This is a genomic window from Lamprobacter modestohalophilus (assembly GCF_016583905.1).
Lineage (GTDB): Bacteria > Pseudomonadota > Gammaproteobacteria > Chromatiales > Chromatiaceae > Lamprobacter > Lamprobacter modestohalophilus.
In genome coordinates this window covers 1-19886 of sequence record NZ_NRRY01000007.1, presented here as the reverse complement: position 1 = coordinate 19886, position 19886 = coordinate 1, and the positions used below count along the sequence as shown (strand labels likewise).

The 19886-nt window shown below is 58.7% G+C and carries 14 protein-coding genes; 5 read left to right on the top strand and 9 right to left on the bottom strand.

Annotated elements, in window-relative coordinates; translation table 11 throughout:
- Window positions 1-2: 2 nt before the first annotated feature.
- Window positions 3-338, bottom strand: a complete 336-nt coding sequence (locus tag CKO42_RS06220; protein ID WP_242479170.1) for a UPF0175 family protein — start codon at window positions 336-338, stop codon at window positions 3-5.
- A gap of 264 nt (window positions 339-602) precedes the next feature.
- Here CKO42_RS06220 and CKO42_RS06215 point away from each other — a divergent pair, with 264 nt between their 5' ends.
- The gene (locus CKO42_RS06215; RefSeq protein ID WP_200240683.1) at window positions 603-1220 is read left to right on the top strand and encodes a hypothetical protein; all 618 of its coding nucleotides are present in this window, start codon (window positions 603-605) and stop codon (window positions 1218-1220) included.
- A gap of 111 nt (window positions 1221-1331) precedes the next feature.
- The gene (dinB, locus tag CKO42_RS06210) at window positions 1332-2528 is read left to right on the top strand and encodes a DNA polymerase IV (protein ID WP_242479169.1); all 1197 of its coding nucleotides are present in this window, start codon (window positions 1332-1334) and stop codon (window positions 2526-2528) included.
- A gap of 168 nt (window positions 2529-2696) precedes the next feature.
- Here the strand turns inward: dinB and CKO42_RS06205 are convergent, their stop codons facing one another.
- The 6 genes from CKO42_RS06205 to CKO42_RS06180 all read right to left on the bottom strand — a co-directional run bounded on the left by CKO42_RS06205 (window position 2697) and on the right by CKO42_RS06180 (window position 9372).
- A complete protein-coding gene (locus tag CKO42_RS06205) occupies window positions 2697-3224 on the bottom strand; it encodes a DNA-deoxyinosine glycosylase (protein ID WP_200240681.1) in 528 nt (175 codons plus the stop codon).
- A 127-nt stretch (window positions 3225-3351) separates the two neighbouring features.
- Entirely contained in the window at window positions 3352-4257 is a 906-nt protein-coding gene (locus CKO42_RS06200; protein ID WP_200240678.1) for a DMT family transporter, read from the bottom strand.
- A 232-nt stretch (window positions 4258-4489) separates the two neighbouring features.
- Window positions 4490-5455: a tRNA dihydrouridine(20/20a) synthase DusA gene (gene dusA / locus CKO42_RS06195; RefSeq protein ID WP_242479179.1), complete on the bottom strand. Its 966-nt coding sequence runs from the start codon at window positions 5453-5455 to the stop codon at window positions 4490-4492.
- 98 nt (window positions 5456-5553) lie between these two features.
- Window positions 5554-6498, bottom strand: coding sequence for a phosphotransferase (locus CKO42_RS06190; RefSeq protein WP_200240673.1), 945 nt, complete (start codon window positions 6496-6498; stop codon window positions 5554-5556).
- 10 nt (window positions 6499-6508) lie between these two features.
- Entirely contained in the window at window positions 6509-7237 is a 729-nt protein-coding gene (locus tag CKO42_RS06185) for a hypothetical protein (RefSeq protein ID WP_200240664.1), read from the bottom strand.
- Between the two features lie 242 nt (window positions 7238-7479).
- Window positions 7480-9372, bottom strand: a complete 1893-nt coding sequence (locus tag CKO42_RS06180; RefSeq protein ID WP_200240661.1) for a glycoside hydrolase family protein — start codon at window positions 9370-9372, stop codon at window positions 7480-7482.
- Between the two features lie 360 nt (window positions 9373-9732).
- Between CKO42_RS06180 and CKO42_RS06175 the strand changes: the two genes are divergently transcribed.
- From CKO42_RS06175 to CKO42_RS06165, 3 genes are all read left to right on the top strand, one after another.
- The gene (locus CKO42_RS06175) at window positions 9733-10713 is read left to right on the top strand and encodes a hypothetical protein (protein WP_200240659.1); all 981 of its coding nucleotides are present in this window, start codon (window positions 9733-9735) and stop codon (window positions 10711-10713) included.
- Window positions 10714-10908: 195 nt separating this feature from the next.
- Complete coding sequence (locus CKO42_RS06170; RefSeq protein WP_200240657.1) at window positions 10909-12363, top strand: phosphatidylglycerol lysyltransferase domain-containing protein; 1455 nt, start codon at window positions 10909-10911, stop codon at window positions 12361-12363.
- Between the two features lie 586 nt (window positions 12364-12949).
- On the top strand, window positions 12950-19243 hold the full coding sequence (locus CKO42_RS06165; protein WP_200240655.1) for a GNAT family N-acetyltransferase: 6294 nt from the start codon (window positions 12950-12952) through the stop codon (window positions 19241-19243).
- Window positions 19244-19282: 39 nt separating this feature from the next.
- Here CKO42_RS06165 and CKO42_RS06160 read toward each other — a convergent pair whose 3' ends face one another.
- The gene (locus tag CKO42_RS06160) at window positions 19283-19510 is read right to left on the bottom strand and encodes a hypothetical protein (protein ID WP_242479168.1); all 228 of its coding nucleotides are present in this window, start codon (window positions 19508-19510) and stop codon (window positions 19283-19285) included.
- A 61-nt stretch (window positions 19511-19571) separates the two neighbouring features.
- On the bottom strand, window positions 19572-19886 hold a 315-nt coding region (locus tag CKO42_RS06155; protein ID WP_242479167.1), incomplete at its 5' end, for an IS1 family transposase.

Genomic DNA, 19886 nt, shown 5'->3' with positions numbered 1-19886 from the left:
ACTTAGTGTCCTTCCAGCAGATGCAGGGTCTCCAAGTCTTCGTCTAGATCGTAATCCGCAATGGCGACACCAAGCGTAGACAGAAGCGGCATCATCTCTTGCTTGGACTTTCCAAAGACCCTAGCAACCTGACCAAGACTCAGGTCCCCAGCCTGGAACGAGCGAATCGCGATCCAGCGCAGAAAACCAAGGTCGAGCAACTGTTCGTCGAAGGGTGCCGCGATGCCGATCGGCTCGCCGCGGCGAGTGATCAGGACCTTATCGCTGCTGTCAAAGGCCTTGCTCAGTGCGCTTGGATTCGTCTTCAGGGCTTTGATGCCGACCGTCAGCATGGCCATGGTGCTCCGTTTAGGTTGTATCTGAAGGATAGCACCAGGTGCCGTTGAAGCACGATTCTACGGGACGGCGCCGGTACAATTGCTGCTTGACTAGCGTTCCACCACCGCTAATCCAGACGCCGCAATTGCCAGGATCCAGTGAAATCTTGATGTCCGGGGCACAGAAGCCAGAACAATAACAAGACCGAAATCAAGCCAAACAAGGACTTGGGTGTGCAGAAGACAGCGGCTAACCTCCATGGCCTTTGCATAGGAAACCACATCATGGGCATGTTCGACAGCTTCCTAGTCCCGCTTGGTAACCGCGAGGTCGAGGCTCAAACCAAGCGCTTCGACTGCGTCTTGAAGACCTATCGCGTTGGCGATCTTGTCAGCGGCGCCGCTCCGGGCTTGCGGGTGTACTTCGATCAGCTACGCATCGATGAAGACGGCCGATTCGTCTATCGGGAGACCGAGAGCCCCACCGAGGATTGGACCCTGTTCTTCGTGCTCGCCAATGGCGTCCTCGTCGATACCGACGCCGTTGCCGGCACCCTCGGGGAGGAGCTGATCCTGCAGCGTATCCGAACGCTCAACGAGATCTGGCAGGATTCTGCGCGCCTGCTCGAACGCTTGACGACCTTCATCGCCGAGAAGCAGAAACGGATCGACCGCATGAACTCAAGCATCAACGCGGTGCGGCACGTAATCCGCGATACGCGCCGTCTGCGCCAAGGCGATGATCTCTCCGGCCCGTTCAGCCTGATCCACGAGAGTTCCCGCCGACTGAAACAAGGCGATGATCCGCTCGACGTGATCGAGTCGGTCCTCGGTGAAGACCATCGGTTCTTCTACTCCGACCCTGAGGTTCCCACCGACCGGCTCGCAGACTATCGTCTCTGACCCTGCCAGAAGAACTGCTAAAAAGACGCCTGAGTGACCTGGCAGGACCAGACGACAAGACCACCGATCCAATGCCAACGCATCAGATCCAATGCAAACGCATCAGACCCAATGCCAACGCATCATCCCGGCCGCCTGATCATGCACCTGGATCTCGACGCCTTCTATGCGGCGATCGAGCAGCGCGATCATCCCGAATGGCGCGGTCGCCCGCTGGTCGTCGGCGCGCAACCCGGTGGTCGCGGAGTGGTGGCCACCTGCTCGTACGAGGCCCGCCGCTATGGCGTGCATTCGGCGATGCCCATCGCCCAAGCGGCGCGCCGGCTGCCACCGGAGACCATCTATCGGCGCCCGGACATGGCGCGCTATGCCGAGGTCTCGCAGCAGATCATGCGCCTGCTACAGCAGCTCTCGCCGCTCATCGAGCAGGTCTCCATTGATGAGGCCTATCTCGATGTCTCCGGGCTAGAACGTCTGATCGGTACGCCCCAGCAAATCGGCGAGCGCGCGAAGGCGCTGATCAAGGACAAGACCGGGCTGACCGCGTCGGTCGGCATCGGACCCAATCGATTGATCGCCAAACTGGCCTCAGAAACCAGCAAGCCGGATGGGCTGCGCGTGGTCGAAGCGGAGCAGGTGCAGGCGTTCTTGGACCCGATGCCGATCTCAGTGCTGCGTGGGGTTGGCACCAAGACCACGCCGCGTTTGCTGGCGATGGGCCTGAAGACGGTTGGCGATGTCCGGCATCAGCCCCTCGAGCGCCTGCGCCAGGCCTTGGGCGCGCGCGCCGGCACGGCGCTGCATCTGCAGGCGCGCGGCATCGCCGACGACGCGGTGCAGCCGGTGACGCAGCGGCAATCGATCTCGAAGGAGACCACCTTTGGCGAGGATGTCACCGATGAGCAGCAGCTGCGCGAGACCCTGCACTGGGCCGCTCAGGAGGTCGGCTACCTCGCCCGACATCAGGCTCTTGCAGGTGCACTAGTGACGCTCAAACTACGTCTGCAGCCCTTCGAGACCCACAGCCGTTCGCGAACCCTGAGCCAGCGCACGGCGAGCGACCAGCTAATCTTTCAGACCGCCTGGGAGCTGTTCGCGTCAAGTCCTTGGCGCGGTCGACCGGTACGGCTCATCGGGGTTGGTCTCTCCGGCTGGGAGCCGGCGGCCTGCCCAACACAGCCCGATCTCTTCGCGGCCAGCGAACCGCAGCCCTCAACGCTGACCACTGACAAGCTGGATCAGACACTCGATGCCATCCGAGACAAGCTCGGCGACGGACTCATCCAGCGTGGGGTGAGGCGGTCTTGATCAAGCTGGAAGTCTCGAACGAGAATGCAGATCCGAGAACATTGCACCGCGAGCACTGATGGTTAACCACGTGGTTAACGACGCCTGTTCGCGACGGTAGATACAGCATCGCGATCAGCGCGCTTGGAAGCGGGGTAAACAGCCCTTGAGCCGTTTAACCACTCGGATCTATACCACTAGCCAGTCGAGAATAGAGCGCCAGGCCGCTAGCTTCTGCTCGAACCGCAACGACGCATGCGCCGGACTGGTCGAGGGCAGCCTATGCCTTTCAATCTCTCGGTATGAGCGCTTTAGGCCGGGAAGGACCCGCCGCCGATACTCGCGTTCCGCCGTGCCGCCATTGAAGACGACCTGAACAATCCCTGGGGCGGCATCGAAGAAGGCACCGAAATCGTTAACGCGAATCGTCTCTGGCCGAATCGCCTGATCGAGACTCCCCGGGCGTTCGCAAGCCGCGATCACATCCCAGAGCGCGATCCCGCGCGCGATCAGCGCCGCACAACGCTCGACATAGCTCGCCTGCACCGGTATCCCAAGCAGCTCGCCAAGGATCGGCCAAAAGGCGTTGCGCGGATGACCGTAATACTGCTGCTGCCGCAATGACGCCTCGCCCGGCATCGAGCCCAGGATCAGCACGCGCGCGGCAGGGCCAACAACCGGTAGGAACGCCGTTTTCAGCCTAGGCTTGATCGCCATCAGTGCAGGATTCGCCTATTGCGCCTTTGCAGGCTTGCTCTGTCATCGATTTTTAGATCAAGAGTCTTGAGGAACAGGAGACGTTACCGCTGCCTCGGCAGATTGCGAGTGAGCCAATCGCAACCGCTCATCCCGCCAGAAGAATGACGAAGACGCCAGCCAACATCAGCACCCCGCCTGGCGCGCGGCTGACCAGATTCGGCTCGCGAAACAACAGCGCGCCATAGAGGATGCCGAACAACAGGCTGCTGCGCTTCACCGCGATCATATAGGCCACCTCGGTCAGGCGCAGTGCCATGAAATGGGTGAACACCATGACCCCATTGAGCGCAGCGACAGCAAGCACGGCGCCAGGTCGGCGAGTCAAGCGCCGCAACGCCGGGCGCAACGATAATCGCGCGCCGCCGACCGGCAACAGCAGCAGTAGTGGAATCGCCATCAGGCCGATGACGGCAAAGTAAAAGGCACCAAACGCAGCCGAGGGCAGATACAGCAGGGCCACCTTGCCGAGTGTCGAGGTCAACCCATAGAGCAGCGCGACGCCGAGCATCATGCGCGAGCCTGGCTCCCAACGGATCGCGCCGAGCGGCCGCAACCAAGTTCGCCAGTCATGGCGCTGCGCATGCTCGACGTTGAGCAGCCAGGCCCCGGCAACGATCAGCAGCACACCGAGCAGTCCGCCCGGACTCACCTGTTCGCCCAACACCAGCGCCGCGATCGCCATCGAGAACACCGGCGTAAAGGCCAGATACGGCAAGGTCAGCGACAGCGGATGATCGCGAATCGCCGCCATGTAGAGCAGCATCGCGCCAATCTCGAGTGGCGCCAAGACAATCAGCCAGGCCCAGAACGGCGCCGGCAACTGACTCAAATCCGGTAACCAGAATAGCAGCGGTGAGAGCAGCGCACCCGTCAACGTGAAGCGGATCAACGTCAGCTCCCGCGCCGAGAATCCCTGCAGCCAGGCCTTGGTGGCCGCATCGGCCGAGGCGACGCTGAAGGCACAAATGAGTGTGACAAAGAGCCAGTTCATCAGGCCCGGACCAAGCCGGCCGGTAATAACCAACCCAGCCGAGACTTAGGCCAAGCGCTCCCCCAGCGCCCAATGCGCATGGAGCGTCTGAGCCGAGCGTTCGGCACAAGCCTGAACCGGCGTTGGTAGCACCCAGCCGGTGCGTCGAGCTGCCCTCCTGCAAGCAGCTGAGAACGGATGCGGGCCACTCCAGCGGGCTCAGTCAGGGCATCAAGCATCAGCAGTCAGAGCATCATGCATCAGCAAGCAGAGCCTCGCGCGGCCTGACCTGAGCAGCGGCGGCCTTTAGCACCTCAATCCCAGCCCCAGGGCGATGCGCCTGTTCGCTCAGCGTGCGCCGCCAGGCCTTGGCCCCTGGGCAGCCATGGAAGAGTCCAAGCAGATGCCGAGTCATTGATGCCAGTGGCACTCCATCGGCCAGCTGTCGCTCAACATAAGGGATGTAGGCGTCTAGCGCCTGCTGCGGCGTCGTTACAGGATTCTCAGCACCAAAGAGGCACCGATCTACATCGGCCAAAAGCCAAGGATTCTGATAGGCCTCGCGACCAATCATCACGCCGTCGATCTGCTGCTCGCTGAGCAGCTCCTCGACCTGATCCAGACGCGTCACGCCGCCGTTGAGCACCATCGGCAACGCCGGAAAATCCCGCTTGAGCGCCAGCACCCAGTCCCAGCGCAATGGTGGCACCTCGCGGTTCTCGCGCGGACTCAGGCCCTGCAGCCAAGCCTTGCGCGCGTGCACGATCAGCGCATCGCAGCCAGCCGCGGCCACCGCTTGCGTAAAGGCCACTAGATCCTCATAACTATCTCGATCATCGATCCCGATGCGGCTCTTGACCGTGACCGGGATCGTAACCGCAGCCTTCATCGCTGCAACACAGTCGGCCACCAACGCCGGCTCGGCCATCAAGCAGGCACCGAAGCGCCCGTTCTGTACCCGATCCGACGGGCAGCCGACGTTGAGGTTAATCTCGTCATAGCCCCAGTCGGCACCCATTTGCGCGCAACGTGCCAGATCAGCCGGATCGGAGCCGCCGAGCTGCAGCGCCAGCGGATGCTCAGCTGGGTCAAAATGCAAGAAACGCGCGCGATCACCGTGGACCAGCGCGCCGGTCGTCACCATCTCTGTGTAGAGCAGAGTGTGCCGAGACAGCAATCGCGCAAAGGAACGGTAATGCGAATCAGTCCAGTCCATCATCGGCGCGACCGAGAGACGTCGGTCCAACAACGCTGGCGGGTTTACCATCATCTTCTCAGGATCAGCGGGTTCAAAGATCTTCAGTATCTAAAGCGGGTTCACAAAGCTGCCGTCTCGAGATCGAGAACAAGATGGGCAGCACGCATGCCGGGCGCAGCCAACAGCGCTGAGCAACGCTGCGTCCAGCCTGCGACCCGAGGATCGACGTCGCCCGAACGGACCCCATTTCTCCAGTACGCGAGGGCCTTGTCGAGGGCGCAAGCCGGCTCCCATAGCCTGACCCTTGCGGTCGCCTGATGCAAAGAGCGCTCCGAGTCACCATCAAAACAGGTCTCGAGAAGCGCAGCACGCGGCGCGCCCTCTAGGCGTGCCCTTAGGCACAGGTTGGCAATATCCTGGTGTGGATCGCCGGCTGTGGAGGTTTCCCAGTCGATGAAATGAACCCGATCGCCATTGTCGATGATGTTTCCGAGCACCAGGTCGCCATGACAGGGAACGGGCAACGGTGCGGTGCGTTTCAGTGTTGCCACCACCGGTTCCATCGCCCTGACAACACTCGGCAGACCAGCGGCATGCCGACGGGCTTCATCGGCCTCCGCAGCAACGCCGGCCATGCGCCGGCGAATACGGCGCAGGATATCGGTTCCCGAGCGAAAAGGGGCTGTATCGCGGTGTAGGCTTCGGAGACAACGCCCCAGGCGGATAGCAGCCTCTCGCCGGACCATGCCTGGTTTTGGATGTTCTCCGTGGAGATAGGGCAGCAACAGCAAGCCGTCTGTCGGATCGGCGAGCAGTGGCGCCGGCGTGACACCGGCCGCGGCGGCTGCATTGAGGTTGTGTATCTCGCGCGCTGACCTGTCCGCCGCCTTCGGCCCTGCATGCGGCAGCCGGATCACTGCGGATTCGCCAGCATGGCGCAAGAGATAGACTTGATTGCGCTCCCCTTGCGAGGGGCGCTCAACCCACTCAATCTGCTCAGGTCGCCAGCCCAGGCCAGCGAGTCGATCCCAGGCGACGGCAAAGTCGTCAGGCAGAGCGCTCATCGGCGAACAGTCATTGCTGTCTGGCATCTCTGCGCAGCGTATCGACTCGCTGCATCAACAGGTCATGAAAAGCTGCCAATTCAACGTTGGACGCGATCGGGCAGCGCGACGCAATCACATCAGCCAGCGCCTCCAACATGTAGGGTTCGTTCTCTTCGGACCGCTGCTCGTCTTCGGGCCAGTACGTCAGTGAGAGATCGCGGTCATCAGCCGCTTGATCATCAGCGATATCCAAGGCCACTAATAAGGGTCGCACCAAAGCACGACCACAGACTGGAGGATCGGATTCTTCACAGCCATCATGCAGTGTCCGCGGTTCGCGCTCGCAGCCTGGATCGCACAACAAAGCGAGACGATTCCACATCCGGTCGGCCCTATAGCTCTCAGCCAAAACCGCTTCCAGCGCCTCGTCGTTATCCGGTAGGGGTTCGTTCTTCCAACCACCGTCGCGGAACAGGTTTTCCATGCTGCGAGCTAGCCCCTCGAGAAACCAGGGGTTCTTGAAAAAGGTGTAGGCGTATTGATAGGCATGAAACACTTCATGCTCCGGCGTGCGATTCGGAGGCTGCCAATCATTCGAGATCGCCAGGGTCAGCGCCGGTCCCTCGCTCCCAAAGTGCTGGTAGTCAAAGATGTGTACACCGTCTGCGGCCGAGCCATTGCGATCGCCGAGGTCCAGTACATGAACATCGATGCGCCGCACCTCGGCGTAGCGCCGCAGGGCGAGCGGCGGCGCCAAACCAAGCTCTTGACCGTAGACCCGCACAGCCAGGTTGATCTGCTCCGCCAGACCCTCGAGCACCAGACCACCGAAAAAGGCGTGAGGCCCGGAAAGCGAGTAGAAGATTTCGTAATCGCTCCCAACCGGCAGCCGCTCCTGCAGACTTTCGCGACCGTCTTTCCAGCCTGCAGCGGTCGGCAACACCCATGCAAGTAACAAAACAGTCAGGATGAACCTAAATGTGTCAGAAAAAGGCTTTCTCATGTTGCACTCTCCTCATTGCTCGCTGCAGTCACATCCGATAAAGCGACGCGGCCATCCAGCATCATTTTCAGATAAAAAGCACAGACATGCTGAATGGTATCAATACGAAACCACTGGCGCGTGTACTTAAAACGAATGCCGCCCAGCGCGACGTCTGGGTTAGCGGCAAAATAGATCGACTCTGGGGTATTGACCAAATGCATCGTCGCCCAAGCCAGCAGTCTCAATGCGCGGCCATAAAGGGTCATGCGCGCTTTGTCTCCCACCTTGTGCGCAAGGGTGAAGGCGGCCATTAGCCCTTCAGCACGGGCACCATCGGCGTAAGGATACTCACCGAATTCGTAGAAGAAGGCGCCTGCATAGTCGGGATAAGGCGCATCATCAACCGTATACATCTGCCGCACCATCGCATCGGCATCTGTGAAGACGAAGTCCCGGTAGAGATCGCGACGAAAGGCCGGTTCGTCCCAAAACTCCATAATCGCCATCATCAGCCAGGCGTCCGAGGGCAAGGCGCGGTATTCGCTTGCTCGGGTGCGCGGTCGCTCCACGATGAGGAAGCGCAGCGCGCGATGCACAGCGGCCAGGAGACGAGCCTTTTCGACGTCGTCCTCTAGGATGTACAAAGAGTAGCCCGCTAAGCCACACAGCGCCTCGCCCGGATAATAGAAAGAAAAGTAGTCCCCGTTGTCGGCCTCGGTGACCTCTTTGTCTAAGTAGACCTTGTAGTAGATAAACTCGCCGCTGTCTGTGATCTGCTCGGCGATGTGGTTGGCGAGTCGCCGCGCCGCTTCGTCGTAGTAACGGTCGCCCGTCAGCCGGCGATGTTCGGCCAGCGCATAGAGTCCGACACCGCTACCGCCCAGCTTGCCCTTACGATTGTAGTAGATGTAATGCGCCTCCCTGCCGTCACGCGTCTGATACGCCCGGGTCTGGGCGAGTAAGTAGTCGATGGCCCGCCGCATCGGTTCAAGCGCCCGATCGCTCCCGGTGAGGCGCGCGTGGTAGAGCCCCGTCAGGATACCGCCGCTGTGGCGAACGATGTTGTAAAACGGGTTCCTGTCGGGGTCGCGGTTGGGGTGCTCGTGGTCGCGGCGGCTGTCCAGCGCCGCGTTGTAGTAGTAAAGGAAGCGGCCATCAGCTTGCTGATTCCTCAGGATGTGGTCGACTGCCAGTTCTGTTGCCTCCACCAACCGCGCCCGGGTGAGCGAACCATTCAGCGGATGACCACGCCACAATCGTACCCAGCGGTCGCCAAAGCTGATGTAGCTTTCGCTGGTGAAGCGAGCGAACGAGCAGGCGTCCAGCACATCGTTGCCGTACAGCCGCGTCAAGCGACGTCGCAGCTGCTTCATGCTCATGTAGGAATGGACATAGGCATCGCCCGGTAGGACGTAGATACGCTTGCCATCGCGCTCCAGCACGAGGCCATCAAGACCGATCTCGAAGTGCAGGGCGCCACTTCTGGACATGCCGATTTCACGAATATCACAGGGCACCGGGGGCTGAGCGATGATGTCCAGCTGGATTCGGCAACGCTCCTGGTCAGCGACCGCAAAGGCGCCGATGCGCGGATGCCGTTTCAACGCCTTTAACGCCTGCTCCAGGGCCTCATATAACCCCCCGCCGCCACTGCGCACGACCATCAGACGCTGCTCAGAGGCTTGGTAGAGAATCAGCACCACCCGGTCGCAGCGTTGGCGAAGTCCCTGCGCACCTGCGACCGCCACACGAAGAGCCTCCCAGTCCGGGGCAATAGCCTGAAGCGCGGCACGTAGCATCGCGAGCAAGGCGGCGTCACCAGGCGTCAGATGATCGCCGGGCAGACGACGCTCCGGCGCTTCCAGCGCTCCGAGGGGATAGACGGGCGGTGGCAAGTCGGTCGACACTGGGGCTATGGCTCGAGCTTTCACAGGAAGTCCGAGAGACGTTGACATTACGAGATACCAGGCTGGCAGAATTTGTCAGCGTCAGGTGACAGGAACTGCCACTGACAGCCTCAATCGAGTCACTGAGGGAAACGCTGAGAACGCAAGGACCGCTCGCGCATTCACTTCACTAGACAATGGCACTAGCCTTGCATGAGCGTGGGCAGCTTGCATGCACCGCCTCAGAATGACAAGGGTGTCTCAACACGAGTGAAACGACGTGCGTTGACATATCCCCCGAGGCTGCGCGATCTGAATTGACAAAAAACAATAAATACACTATATTTCAGTCAACTAGAGCCTATCCAGAGAGTAACAACGATGACCCACTCGAGTACCAATGATAAAGCGGCTCACCAGAACCAAAAAACTCCTTGCCGCATCCCGAAAGTTTCACTGGTAGCCGCGACGCTCGCCTTATCTTTGAGCGCAACAGCAACGCTAGCCACGCCGTCGTTGACCATTAATAATATGCAATCGGTTGGGAGCGTTGAGTTCAGATTCTCTGAAAATCCGGCAGATCCTTTTCTGATTGGTTACGATGGGGTTAACCTTCGTTTTGATTACGATTATAACCCTGATGCAAGGAAAAATCATAACGATTGGTGGCAAGGAATAAGGGCGGGCGCTTTCGATGGCGAAGCAAAGTCTGCTGGAAACGAGGACTTCGATATTACGACGCTCTATCGTAGCCAAGATCAAGTCATCTTGTACTGCCTCGATATCTTCAATGATCTCGAGACGGCAGGTTTCGTTGAATACAGCGTATATGCGTTCGATGATGACGCAGCTGGCGCCCCCACTACGACAACTCAAAGAACAATTACTCGGGGGCCGTGGTGGTGGCCTAGCGAAGAAACAATTACTGCCACTGGTAACTTGAACAACGTTTTGGATTTTCTTGGCGCAGTCAATGACGTACTTGAAGACCAATACCAATACACCTTCGGCGATCGAAACTGGCTAAACCCTGCTGATCGATGGATAAGTGGCGCAATTCAGGTTGGCATCTGGGAAAGCCTGTACGACGATTACGATTCAACCAACACTAGTCTAGATATCACTGACGGACACTTCTCAGTGACTGGATTGAGCAACAAAGGCGAAACGTTACTCTCTCACGCCTTCAATCAAATGGTATCCAGCGAATCGCTAGACAGAAGCCAAGTCCTTTTGTTTCAGCCAGTGACTGGTGGTCAAACTCTCATTGGAGACCCTTTCGACGTGCCGGCCCCCGGAACGCTTGTGCTACTCCTAAGCGGTCTTTTTTTAGTTCGCAAAGTTAGCCGGGGTAGCCGCTAGCGGTGAAGCCACATGCTGAGTCGCTCTTCAAAGCCGATCCAGCACAGACACAGCAACAGAAAGGCGTTGATGGATTAACGCCTTCAGATGGGCCGCAGGCCAAGGCCATACGCAGGTAGCGATGCCGTTCTTCTGTCTGTCATTCAGCGCTCACCGATCTCCGTGCTCTCAGCACAGTCGAGCAACCCTCTGCTCATGAGCAATCCCTTGCTCAGCGATCTGCACCCTCTGCAGTTGACCGATTTACCAAGGTTCAAGCAGGCAGTTATCGCAGGGCAACAGCGGGGCTGGAACTTCTATTTCCCCTATCTGCTTTTTGTCCGTCTTGGCTCCCAAAGCGCTCGCTATCTTTGGGAAGAACGCAACGGCTCTCTCTGTGTGTTCAGACATCAATATGCAAGGAAGAACCGTCTGGACCTTGTCTTCCCACCATTCCCTTATCAGGAATCGGCATTGCTTGGTGCTTTGGAACGCAGCAATGATTTCAATCAATCGGACAACTCCAGGATCTATTTCATTGACGAACAAGACATGCCGCAGCTGCGGCAATTAAAACTCTTTCGTCTCACCAAGCGTAACCCACAGTATCTCTTTTCGCCACAAGCACTTTCCAGCCTAGCTGGCTCCCAGTTTCAGAATCTGCGACGCAAAATCAGTCTCGCAAGCAGACGGATGGAGATCGACATCCAACCCTACGGCCCGGAATATGCCGCACAATGCCGTCAGCTTCTTAACGACTGGGAGAGGCAAAAAGAAAAACAATCGGACTCTGTGTTTTTTCAGCGGCGCTATGCCCTAAACGCTTTTCATTTTGCTCCGCAACTCGACAACCGAGACTTGAATGGCTTTGTCTATCTTGTCAATCAACAGGTCCGCGCATTGACCTTTGGGGGAGAAATAAGACCAAATGTCGGATGCTTGTTATTATCCATCGCTGATCCGAATAACGCAGATCTTGGCTATTTTATACGCCAGCATTTTATTTCAACCATGCAGGACTACGAAATCGTTAATGACGGCTCAGATGGAGGAGATCGCGGACTGGGAGAAATGAAACAACGCTTTCGACCCACTGGATTTCATATCGCTTACACGGGTAAGCAGGTTACTCGGCTGGCATCTCGGGCTACAAGCTCCCTATCCAATAACGCTGGAGAGTCGGAAACCCGAGGCCTAAGCCCAGACACCAATGAGGCTCGTCATCCGGTAACCCGCTACAGCCAAGCACGTTACGAACTGCGTCCATCAACGATGGTACCAGGCCAAGTGGGACTTTTCGCCTTAGTCGACTTTGTGGTAGACGAAATAGTCGCCCCTTACGCATACTTTGATGAAACCCGGTTGATCACTTGGGCTGAGTTCGAAACATTAGATGAGGCTACGCGCTACAAACTCATCCAGTACTGCTACAAAGACCGAAAAGGACTCCATGCGCCAAAAGACATCAACAGCCTAGGGATCTGCTACTTTATCAATCACAGCTGCGATCCGAACCTGTATTGCAATAAGAAGGGCGATTACATCGCGCAACGAAATGTTAAAGCTGGCGAAGAGTTGACTGCAGACCTAGAGAAAAACATGAAGCAAACTTATACGCAATTTTCTTGCTGCTGCGGTTCGCCCAACTGCAGAGGGATTATCCACATCTAGCAAAAGGTAATACATAAGCCTGCACCTCTGCCAAGGACAGGTCTCGCAGAAAGAGAAACGCGCCTGCATCAACAGCCCTAATTGAGTGATGGCAATGAAGCGTTGCGATGAGATATCCATATCGCCTAACACGGAGTTCCAGGTCATTGCAGCCACCCATCCGCGTGAGCTAGATGCGCATGCCACCGCATGGAATCAGTTGATCCATGAATGCCCTGCCGCCTACCCCACCCAAAGTTACGGCTGGCTGAAGGCCTTCTACAGCCACAAACTCGGCCCCACGGAGCAGATGTGCTGCTTGCTTGCCTACCAGGGTCAACGCCTGGTCGGCGTTTTGCCATTAGTCGGGGGATTTCGGGCGCATGGACTCGGCAGGGCTCAGCACCACTTCCGCGCCCCTGTCGATGAGTACCATACCGTTCGCGTTGATCTGCTAGCGCACTCCAATCAAGCGGTGATTCTCCAAGCCTGCTTTCGTCATTTATCCGCGATGAGCTCGGGTCCACCGATTCTGCGCTGGCGTCAGGTACCCTCGACATCGCCCATCTTCGCCGCTTTTCAGCAGCATCCGGACAGGCTCAGCCTGATGTTTCGGCAATCCGGTCTGGAGCATCGCATCGCGCTGCCCAATGATTTCAGCGCATTTCTGAGCACTTTGGGTAGTAAGTTCCGGCGTGAGCTGTTTCGCCAAGAACGCCGGCTCAAGGAACGTGCACTGGTGACCTATCGCTGCCGGGAGGGGTCTCGGAGCGTTGAGGACAACTTCGCCCGCTTCATGGCCGTGGAACACAGTGGCTGGAAGGGTAAGCGCAGTAGCTCGATCCAGGATCTGCCCGGCGATCCACCTTTATATCTCGCCGCAGCCAAGCAATTCGCCCGCGACGGTTGGCTAGAATGGGGGTTCTTAGAGGCCGATGGTCAGGATATCGCGGCCCAATTTGCGGTGCGCATGAACGGTGTTTTGTTTTTGTGGAAGGTTGGCTACCAGGAGGCATTTGCCAACTGCGCACCCAGCCACCTGCTTTTTTTGCGAACCCTGGAGCAGGCGTTCAACCAAGGAGATGTCAACGCGGTCAATTTCATGGCGCGGCGCCACTGGCTGCGGGTCTGGGAACCGACCGAACATCCGCTCTACAACCTGATTGTTTACCCGACCGACTTGGCTCCAAAACTGCTCGCCAAGATGACCCAGGCGGCTCAGGCCGTTCAGTATCGCCTGTGGGACGGGTTAATCCCCTTGCCACAAGTCGCTTCGTCCGCCTCCAAGGTGCAGGCTGAGAAACCTGCGGCGAAGCCTCATCGAACCGCGTCGAGCAAACTGGATAGCAGCCTACGACCCGATCGGGCCGTGGTCATTTGGGGCGGAGATATCAATTTAGGACGAAGGCAGCATTATCTGACCGCGAGCATCGGCGCGGAAAACGTCTTAGGCGGAATCCCTGCCCTGCGCACCGCCGACCTGCGCATTGCCAACCTGGAATGCGTGGTGGCCACCGTTGGGGAACAGGGAGGCAAAGGGAGCAATAAAGCCCCCCATTATTATCGGGCTCGGCCAGAAATGCTGCGCATCTTGACCAGCGCGCATATCGATATTGTCGCAACAGCCAACAATCACAGCGGCGATTACGGACCCGAGGCCTTGCTGGAACAAGGCCGCTGGCTCGATCGTGTCGGCATCGGACAGGCCGGCAGCGGTTCTCATCTGGAGGCAGCCCTCCAACCGGTGGTGCGCCGTGCCGGAACCCTAAACGTCGCGTTGTTCAGCCTGGACGCCACGAAACCCCTGTTTGCCGCAACCAAAGACCATCCGGGAGGTGCCTATCTTGATCCAGACACCCCGGCCCTGTGGCAAGACACGCTAGCGCCTCGCATCACGGCGGTTCGCGAACAGGCTGATGTGGTTCTGGTGGCCGTGCATTGGGGCCGCAACCAGCAGGAAAGACCGGAGCCGCGCACCAAAGCCCTGGCCCACGCGATCATCGACGCCGGAGCGGATGCGGTGCTGGGCAGCAGCGCCCATTGTGTACAAGGCGTCGAACGCTTTCGACAACGCCCGATTCTCTATGATGCGGGCAATCTGTTGTTTGATGAAGTCCGCGAGACACCGAAGCACGGCGGGCTATTCGCCCTCGAGATCAGCCACCAGGGCGTCGAACGCGTTCGATTCATTCCCATTGGCATCGGCTTTGGCTACACGATCCAGCTATCGGGACGCAACGCCCGCACGGCCACCGATCATTTCGCCTGGCTCTGCTCGGAGTTGGGCACATCCGTCGTCCTGGATGCAGAGGATCATAGCGGACAGATCAGGCTATCTCCCCCCCGGCGGGCCATCAACAGCACATTACCGCCGGCCCCCTATACCCGGTATGCGCTCGCCCCCCTCGAAGCGCCGATGACGTCGACCACGGCCAGCGTAGCCGTGGAGCACGTGCCTCCATCCGCTCGGATCGATCCAGTTCCTTTGGGGCCGTTGACACTGCTCGGACTCCAGGTTAAGCCGCTGATCGTCACCGAGCGTCGGATACTCTGGGTGGAAAGCTTCTGGCGTTGCGAGGCCCCTATTCCGACTGATATTCGTCTGGCTATTCGCGCCGTGCCGATTAAACCCAGTTCCATGCCTGCCTGGGGCGAAGGCATGGATCATGATCCCTGTGACTGGCTGGCCCCCACGAGCCGATGGCAGCCAGGCGTGATCTACCGGGACCTCTGTGGGCTGCGCGCACCTCGGCTGCAGAAGCTGATCAATGTCGACCTACGCATCGAAGTGGGCATTCTTTCCAACCGTCATCAGGATGTTCCGCCTTACCCTGGCCCAGTCGTTCAGTTGCGGATTCCCGGGCTCGCGTCCCTGGCCTCCGCAACCGACTCCCCGTCGTACCGAACCGAGTTTCCAACCTCTGTTCACCAATGCCAGCCAGGACAAACCTGGACCGCGGCTCAGCTCCAAGAGGTCACCGGCGGAACCTGGCTGGTGGCGCCGCCGGCGGATTGGTCGGTTCGCTCGGTCTCTTACCGGATGTTCCACATCCGCCGACTGCCCAAACCGTTTTTCTTTGTTGCCCATGACTCGGCCCAGCGCATGCGTCATGCCCAGTCGACGCGGCCCAAGCAGGCCTATGACCGCCACACCCAACTGCCGACGCTGACCTCGCGCCTGGCCGGCGCCATGATCTCCCGACCCGTCGCTGGCTTGCCAGCCGACTTCCCGCTCTTGCAGGTTGCTGATCCAGTTCAAGCCTTGTTGGAATTAGCCCTAGCGGCTCGGCAACGCTACTCAGGCCCCCTTGTGGCGGTGACTGGCACCGCGGGCAAGTCCACTACCGTGGCCATGCTGCGGCACACGCTGAACGCCCTGTCAGCGCCCGTGCCCGATCTCGGTGATCCGGTCCTGGCGACACAGGGCAACTACAATTCCCGCGTTGACGCCCTTGCCCTGCTGGCCAATCTGCATCCCGAGCACGCCGCGGCCGTCATCGAGATCGCCCAAAGCGCGCTCTGGATGAAACGCGGGCCGGTGACCCGACTGATCCGGCCGACCATTTCGGTGATCACGGAAATTGGCATTTCCCAGTCTGATCGGAGCGTATCCTCTGTCGAGGACACCGCGCGCTGGAAGTCACGGATCTTCGATGGCCTGACCGGCCCGGCCGTGGCAGTGATCGGCGAGCATGTTCCGTTTTACGAGAAGGTGCGTCACAAAGCGGCTCAACATGCCGAGCAAATCCTGGTCTTCGGCACCCGTCGTCAGGCGCAGATCCGCATCCTAGACGCAACCAATATCAACACGGGCAACAGACTCGAAAGCCTGGTCACGCTAGATACCCCGCAAGGCCGGATCACCTTCAACCTGCCCTTGCCCAGTCCGGGGATGATCCGCAATGCAGCAGCAACCTTGGCGGTGATCCTCGCCCTGGGCCAGGATCTTTCGGCCGCCGCCGAGGCATTGGAAGGATTCACGCCTAACGCGGGCTGCGTTCGGCATCACCGCGTCAGGCTCCGCCGTGGCGATGTCACCCTGATTGACGACAGCTACAATGCCACCGTCAGTTCCATGCTCAACGCCTTTCAGGTCTTGGCGGAGGCGGCGCCACCGCCGGGAGGACGGAAAATCGCGGTGCTTGGTCGCATGGTTCACCTCGGCGACCTCGCCCAACCACTGCATGAGGATCTGGCCCAGCCGCTGCTGGCAACCGGCGTGGAATTGGTGATCACCCACGGCCCAGAGATGCACTTTCTGAGAGCCAAACTGCCCGATGCGCTGCTGGGTCCGCACTGCGACCAGGCCGCGGAGGTGGTTCGGCACTTACAGGAGCTGGCCCAGACTGACGATGTCATCCTCATCAAGGGCTCGCGGCGGGATTCGGATTTTGGTGACATTGTCCGCCTGATAGACAGCGATGCTGCCGCGACCGCCAAACAGCCGCACAAGACGCCAGCTGGCACATCCACTCCTGCAGCCCCCGCACCCGCTCAGGTCACGACCACCGCTTCAGCCGCTTCCCCGTCACGGACAAACCGCCCCTCGTTCACGGAAGACCTCCTGTTCCAAGCGGCGATCCGTCGCAACCTGACACTCATCAATCACCCGGCCGGCTATGTCGAAATCACCCCCAACAGCGGCGAGCCCGGGCCGATCTTTCGCCGCAATTCGCCAGAGCACTCCATCCTCGCCACCGCCATCACCACCTATAAGCATCGCACCATCGCGCTTCTCAATCGCCAGGGGTTGCCCACCACCCAGGGTTCGGTCTTCTCCAGTCTGGAAGCCATGCAGGACGTTGTCCGACAGCGCCTGTCCGATGGCGTCGAGCTCAACCCGCCGTTCTGCGTGAAACCCGTCGTCCACGCCAAGAGCCGTGGCGTCACCCCGGTCGTTCGCAGCCTAGAAGAACTGGCTTCAGCCTGGCAGCTGGCACGCCAATACGCACCGCGCGTGATGTTGGAGCAGACGCTGATCGGGCGCAACATCCGCATCCTGGTGCTAGGCGGGCGCGCAATCGGGGCTTACGAATGCCTGCCCGTCTCGATCACTGGCAATGGCCGCGACACAGTGGCCACGTTGATTCAGGCGCGCCAGGAGCGCCGATCGCACAACCCCTGGCTGCGTCAATGGCCAGGAGTGCGGCAGGAGTTGCTGGAAGACTCTGCCTTCAGCATGGAGAGCATTCTCGATCCGGGGCAGTCGCTGCAGCTGTCCAATGTAGCCAGTGTCACCAATGGCAGCGATACGGTAGCGCTCGGCGACCGCCTCCATCCCTCCTTGCGCGCGTTGGCCGAACAGGCGGTGCAGAATCTCTCTGGCTTGCACCTCGCTTCGGTGTCACTGATCTGCGACGATCCCGCGCAGAGTCGTTCCAGTCAGACGGTCAGCATCCTCGAGATCGACAGCAAACCGGCGATTGCTGACCTGGCCTTTCCGACCTCGGGTCCGGCGCTGAATCTCGCCGATGAACTACTGGATTATGCCCTGAGCCTGAGGAAGCAATGGCCCGCCTCGGAGCTAGCGCCCAGCCTGCGTCCCGCAGCGGTCTTTGATCCACCCGCAGGGAAAGACTTTGCCCTCGACGCTCGATTGGAAGGGCAATTATTGCGTCATGCCGCCCGAGCGCGTGGACTAGACGCCAAGCGACTCACCTCGAAAGTGACCCGGATCACGGACGGAGAGCGTCCATACCTGTTCTACAACACCATGTCACCGGGCACTCGGGCAGTGGCGCGGCGCGCCACCAGCAGCAATAAGGCTTGGACGAAGCAGTTGCTGGACGCCAACGGACTACCAACGCCCAACGGACAACGCTTCTGGTCGAATCAGAAGGCCGAAGCCTGGGATTACCTACAACGTCGGGGCTGCCCCGTCGTGATCAAACCCGTATCAGGCTCCTGGGGTCGCGGTGTGACCACCGAGGTGACCGACCTGGAGACTTTCGAACAGGCCTGGCAACTGGCGCTCCAGACCAAGGCGAAGCAGATCTTGGTCGAGGACTATGCAGCAGGCCATCTCTACCGCCTGTTCGTCGTTGGCAACGCCCTAGTCGCGGCCGCGGAAGTCCTGCCTGCTCAGATCCTGGGTGATGGCCAACACAGCATCCAAGCACTGGTCGCGGCACAAAATCGAGAGCGCGAACATGATCCCTGCTTGGCCCAATGCCCGATTGTGCTCGGGCCTTCCGAGCAGCGTTATCTCCGTGCTCAGGGACGAACGCAAGACTCCGTGCCTGACGCAGGTTGCAGCGTGCAACTGAGCACAGTGGCCAATACCGGTGTTGGTGGCACCTGCCGGGATGTCACTGATCATGTTCACCCCGACTTTGCGCCCATTGCGGTGAAGGCACGCATGGCTGTGTTTGATCCGCCCCATGTCGGCATCGACATCGTCGCTCAAGACATCAGCAGACCACTTGAGGATCAATTTTGGACTATTATTGAGATCAACACGAACCCGGATCTGAGTTTGCATTATTTTCCGACGGTTGGAACTGCGAGAGATGTCGCTGGCTCGCTGATTGATTTCGTTATATTGGCCCGCAGGACCAATCAATTTTCTTTTCGTTTAAAACCATCAACAATCCCGAATGCGGGAATCGGTGCTTTTGCGCTTCATGATATTGAGAAAGGCACCTTTCTTGCTGTAAGGCCTCAGGCAACACCCGTGGGCAAAAATGTTCCAAGAGAAAGCATCCCAGAAGGTCTCCGCATGTACTGCATTGAAAACAAAAACGGCACGTTAAGATGCCCTAAAGATTTTTCACAAATGCACTGTGTATGGTTCCTTAACCATTCCGACACTCCAAATGCGGAAAGGCGAAGAGATGGGTTTTATGCTAAAACCAAGATCTTTTCAGGTGACGAGATTCTCATTGATTATGAAAACTTGTAACTATTACTACTTTGTTAGATTAATTCCGAGCCCCCTGACTCAACCAGTATCATTCGCGCTGTCAGTGTCATTTTCTCTGTAATATCGCTCGATATCTTTACGTCGTTGTTCATGCCGGATGTCCATCTGTGCGATGCGCCGATCAACGGCATCAGGATCATTGAGGAGCATGGCGATGATCAACAGACGGATGTCTCTCGCACTCAACAGTGGGCAGGACGCTTTTTGCTGAATACGCTCTTTCACCAGAAACGAGAGGGCCAGCATGACCAGCGCCATATGATGGTGCCATGCGGTCCATTTTCTGGTAGTGCTCTACATGTGTTTCTCACACGGCAAGGCCGAACTCATACCGATTGATAAAAAGCCCAATGACAGTATCGTGCATGACGTCGAGTTTGGAAAAACAGATGGTTTTCCGTGCCAGGCGTTGAATACGTGTTCTGAGCGTAAGATGCTTGCGTTCAATTTTTTGTGTATTGGCCTTACCAGTCACTTGCTGCTGCTCCGGTAGAAGACGTTGATAGGCTCCCCAGTCGTCAGTAAAAAATATTCTAATGCCGAATGGCTCAAGAAGAGCCTTCAGCTCGAGGAACACCTCATCTGTACGCCGACCAAACACATAGGCAAGAACAACGCCAGT

Bases quoted from the DNA above. Each gene is read 5' to 3' on its own strand.
- CKO42_RS06220 (WP_242479170.1), bottom strand. From the start codon at position 338: ATGGCCATGCTGACGGTCGGCATCAAAGCCCTGAAGACGAATCCAAGC.
- CKO42_RS06215 (WP_200240683.1), top strand. From the start codon at position 603: ATGGGCATGTTCGACAGCTTCCTAGTCCCGCTTGGTAACCGCGAGGTC.
- dinB (WP_242479169.1), top strand. From the start codon at position 1,332: ATGCCAACGCATCATCCCGGCCGCCTGATCATGCACCTGGATCTCGAC.
- CKO42_RS06205 (WP_200240681.1), bottom strand. From the start codon at position 3,224: ATGGCGATCAAGCCTAGGCTGAAAACGGCGTTCCTACCGGTTGTTGGC.
- CKO42_RS06200 (WP_200240678.1), bottom strand. From the start codon at position 4,257: ATGAACTGGCTCTTTGTCACACTCATTTGTGCCTTCAGCGTCGCCTCG.
- dusA (WP_242479179.1), bottom strand. From the start codon at position 5,455: ATGATGGACTGGACTGATTCGCATTACCGTTCCTTTGCGCGATTGCTG.
- CKO42_RS06190 (WP_200240673.1), bottom strand. From the start codon at position 6,498: ATGAGCGCTCTGCCTGACGACTTTGCCGTCGCCTGGGATCGACTCGCT.
- CKO42_RS06175 (WP_200240659.1), top strand. From the start codon at position 9,733: ATGACCCACTCGAGTACCAATGATAAAGCGGCTCACCAGAACCAAAAA.
- CKO42_RS06170 (WP_200240657.1), top strand. From the start codon at position 10,909: ATGAGCAATCCCTTGCTCAGCGATCTGCACCCTCTGCAGTTGACCGAT.
- CKO42_RS06165 (WP_200240655.1), top strand. From the start codon at position 12,950: ATGTTTCGGCAATCCGGTCTGGAGCATCGCATCGCGCTGCCCAATGAT.
- CKO42_RS06160 (WP_242479168.1), bottom strand. From the start codon at position 19,510: ATGCTGGCCCTCTCGTTTCTGGTGAAAGAGCGTATTCAGCAAAAAGCG.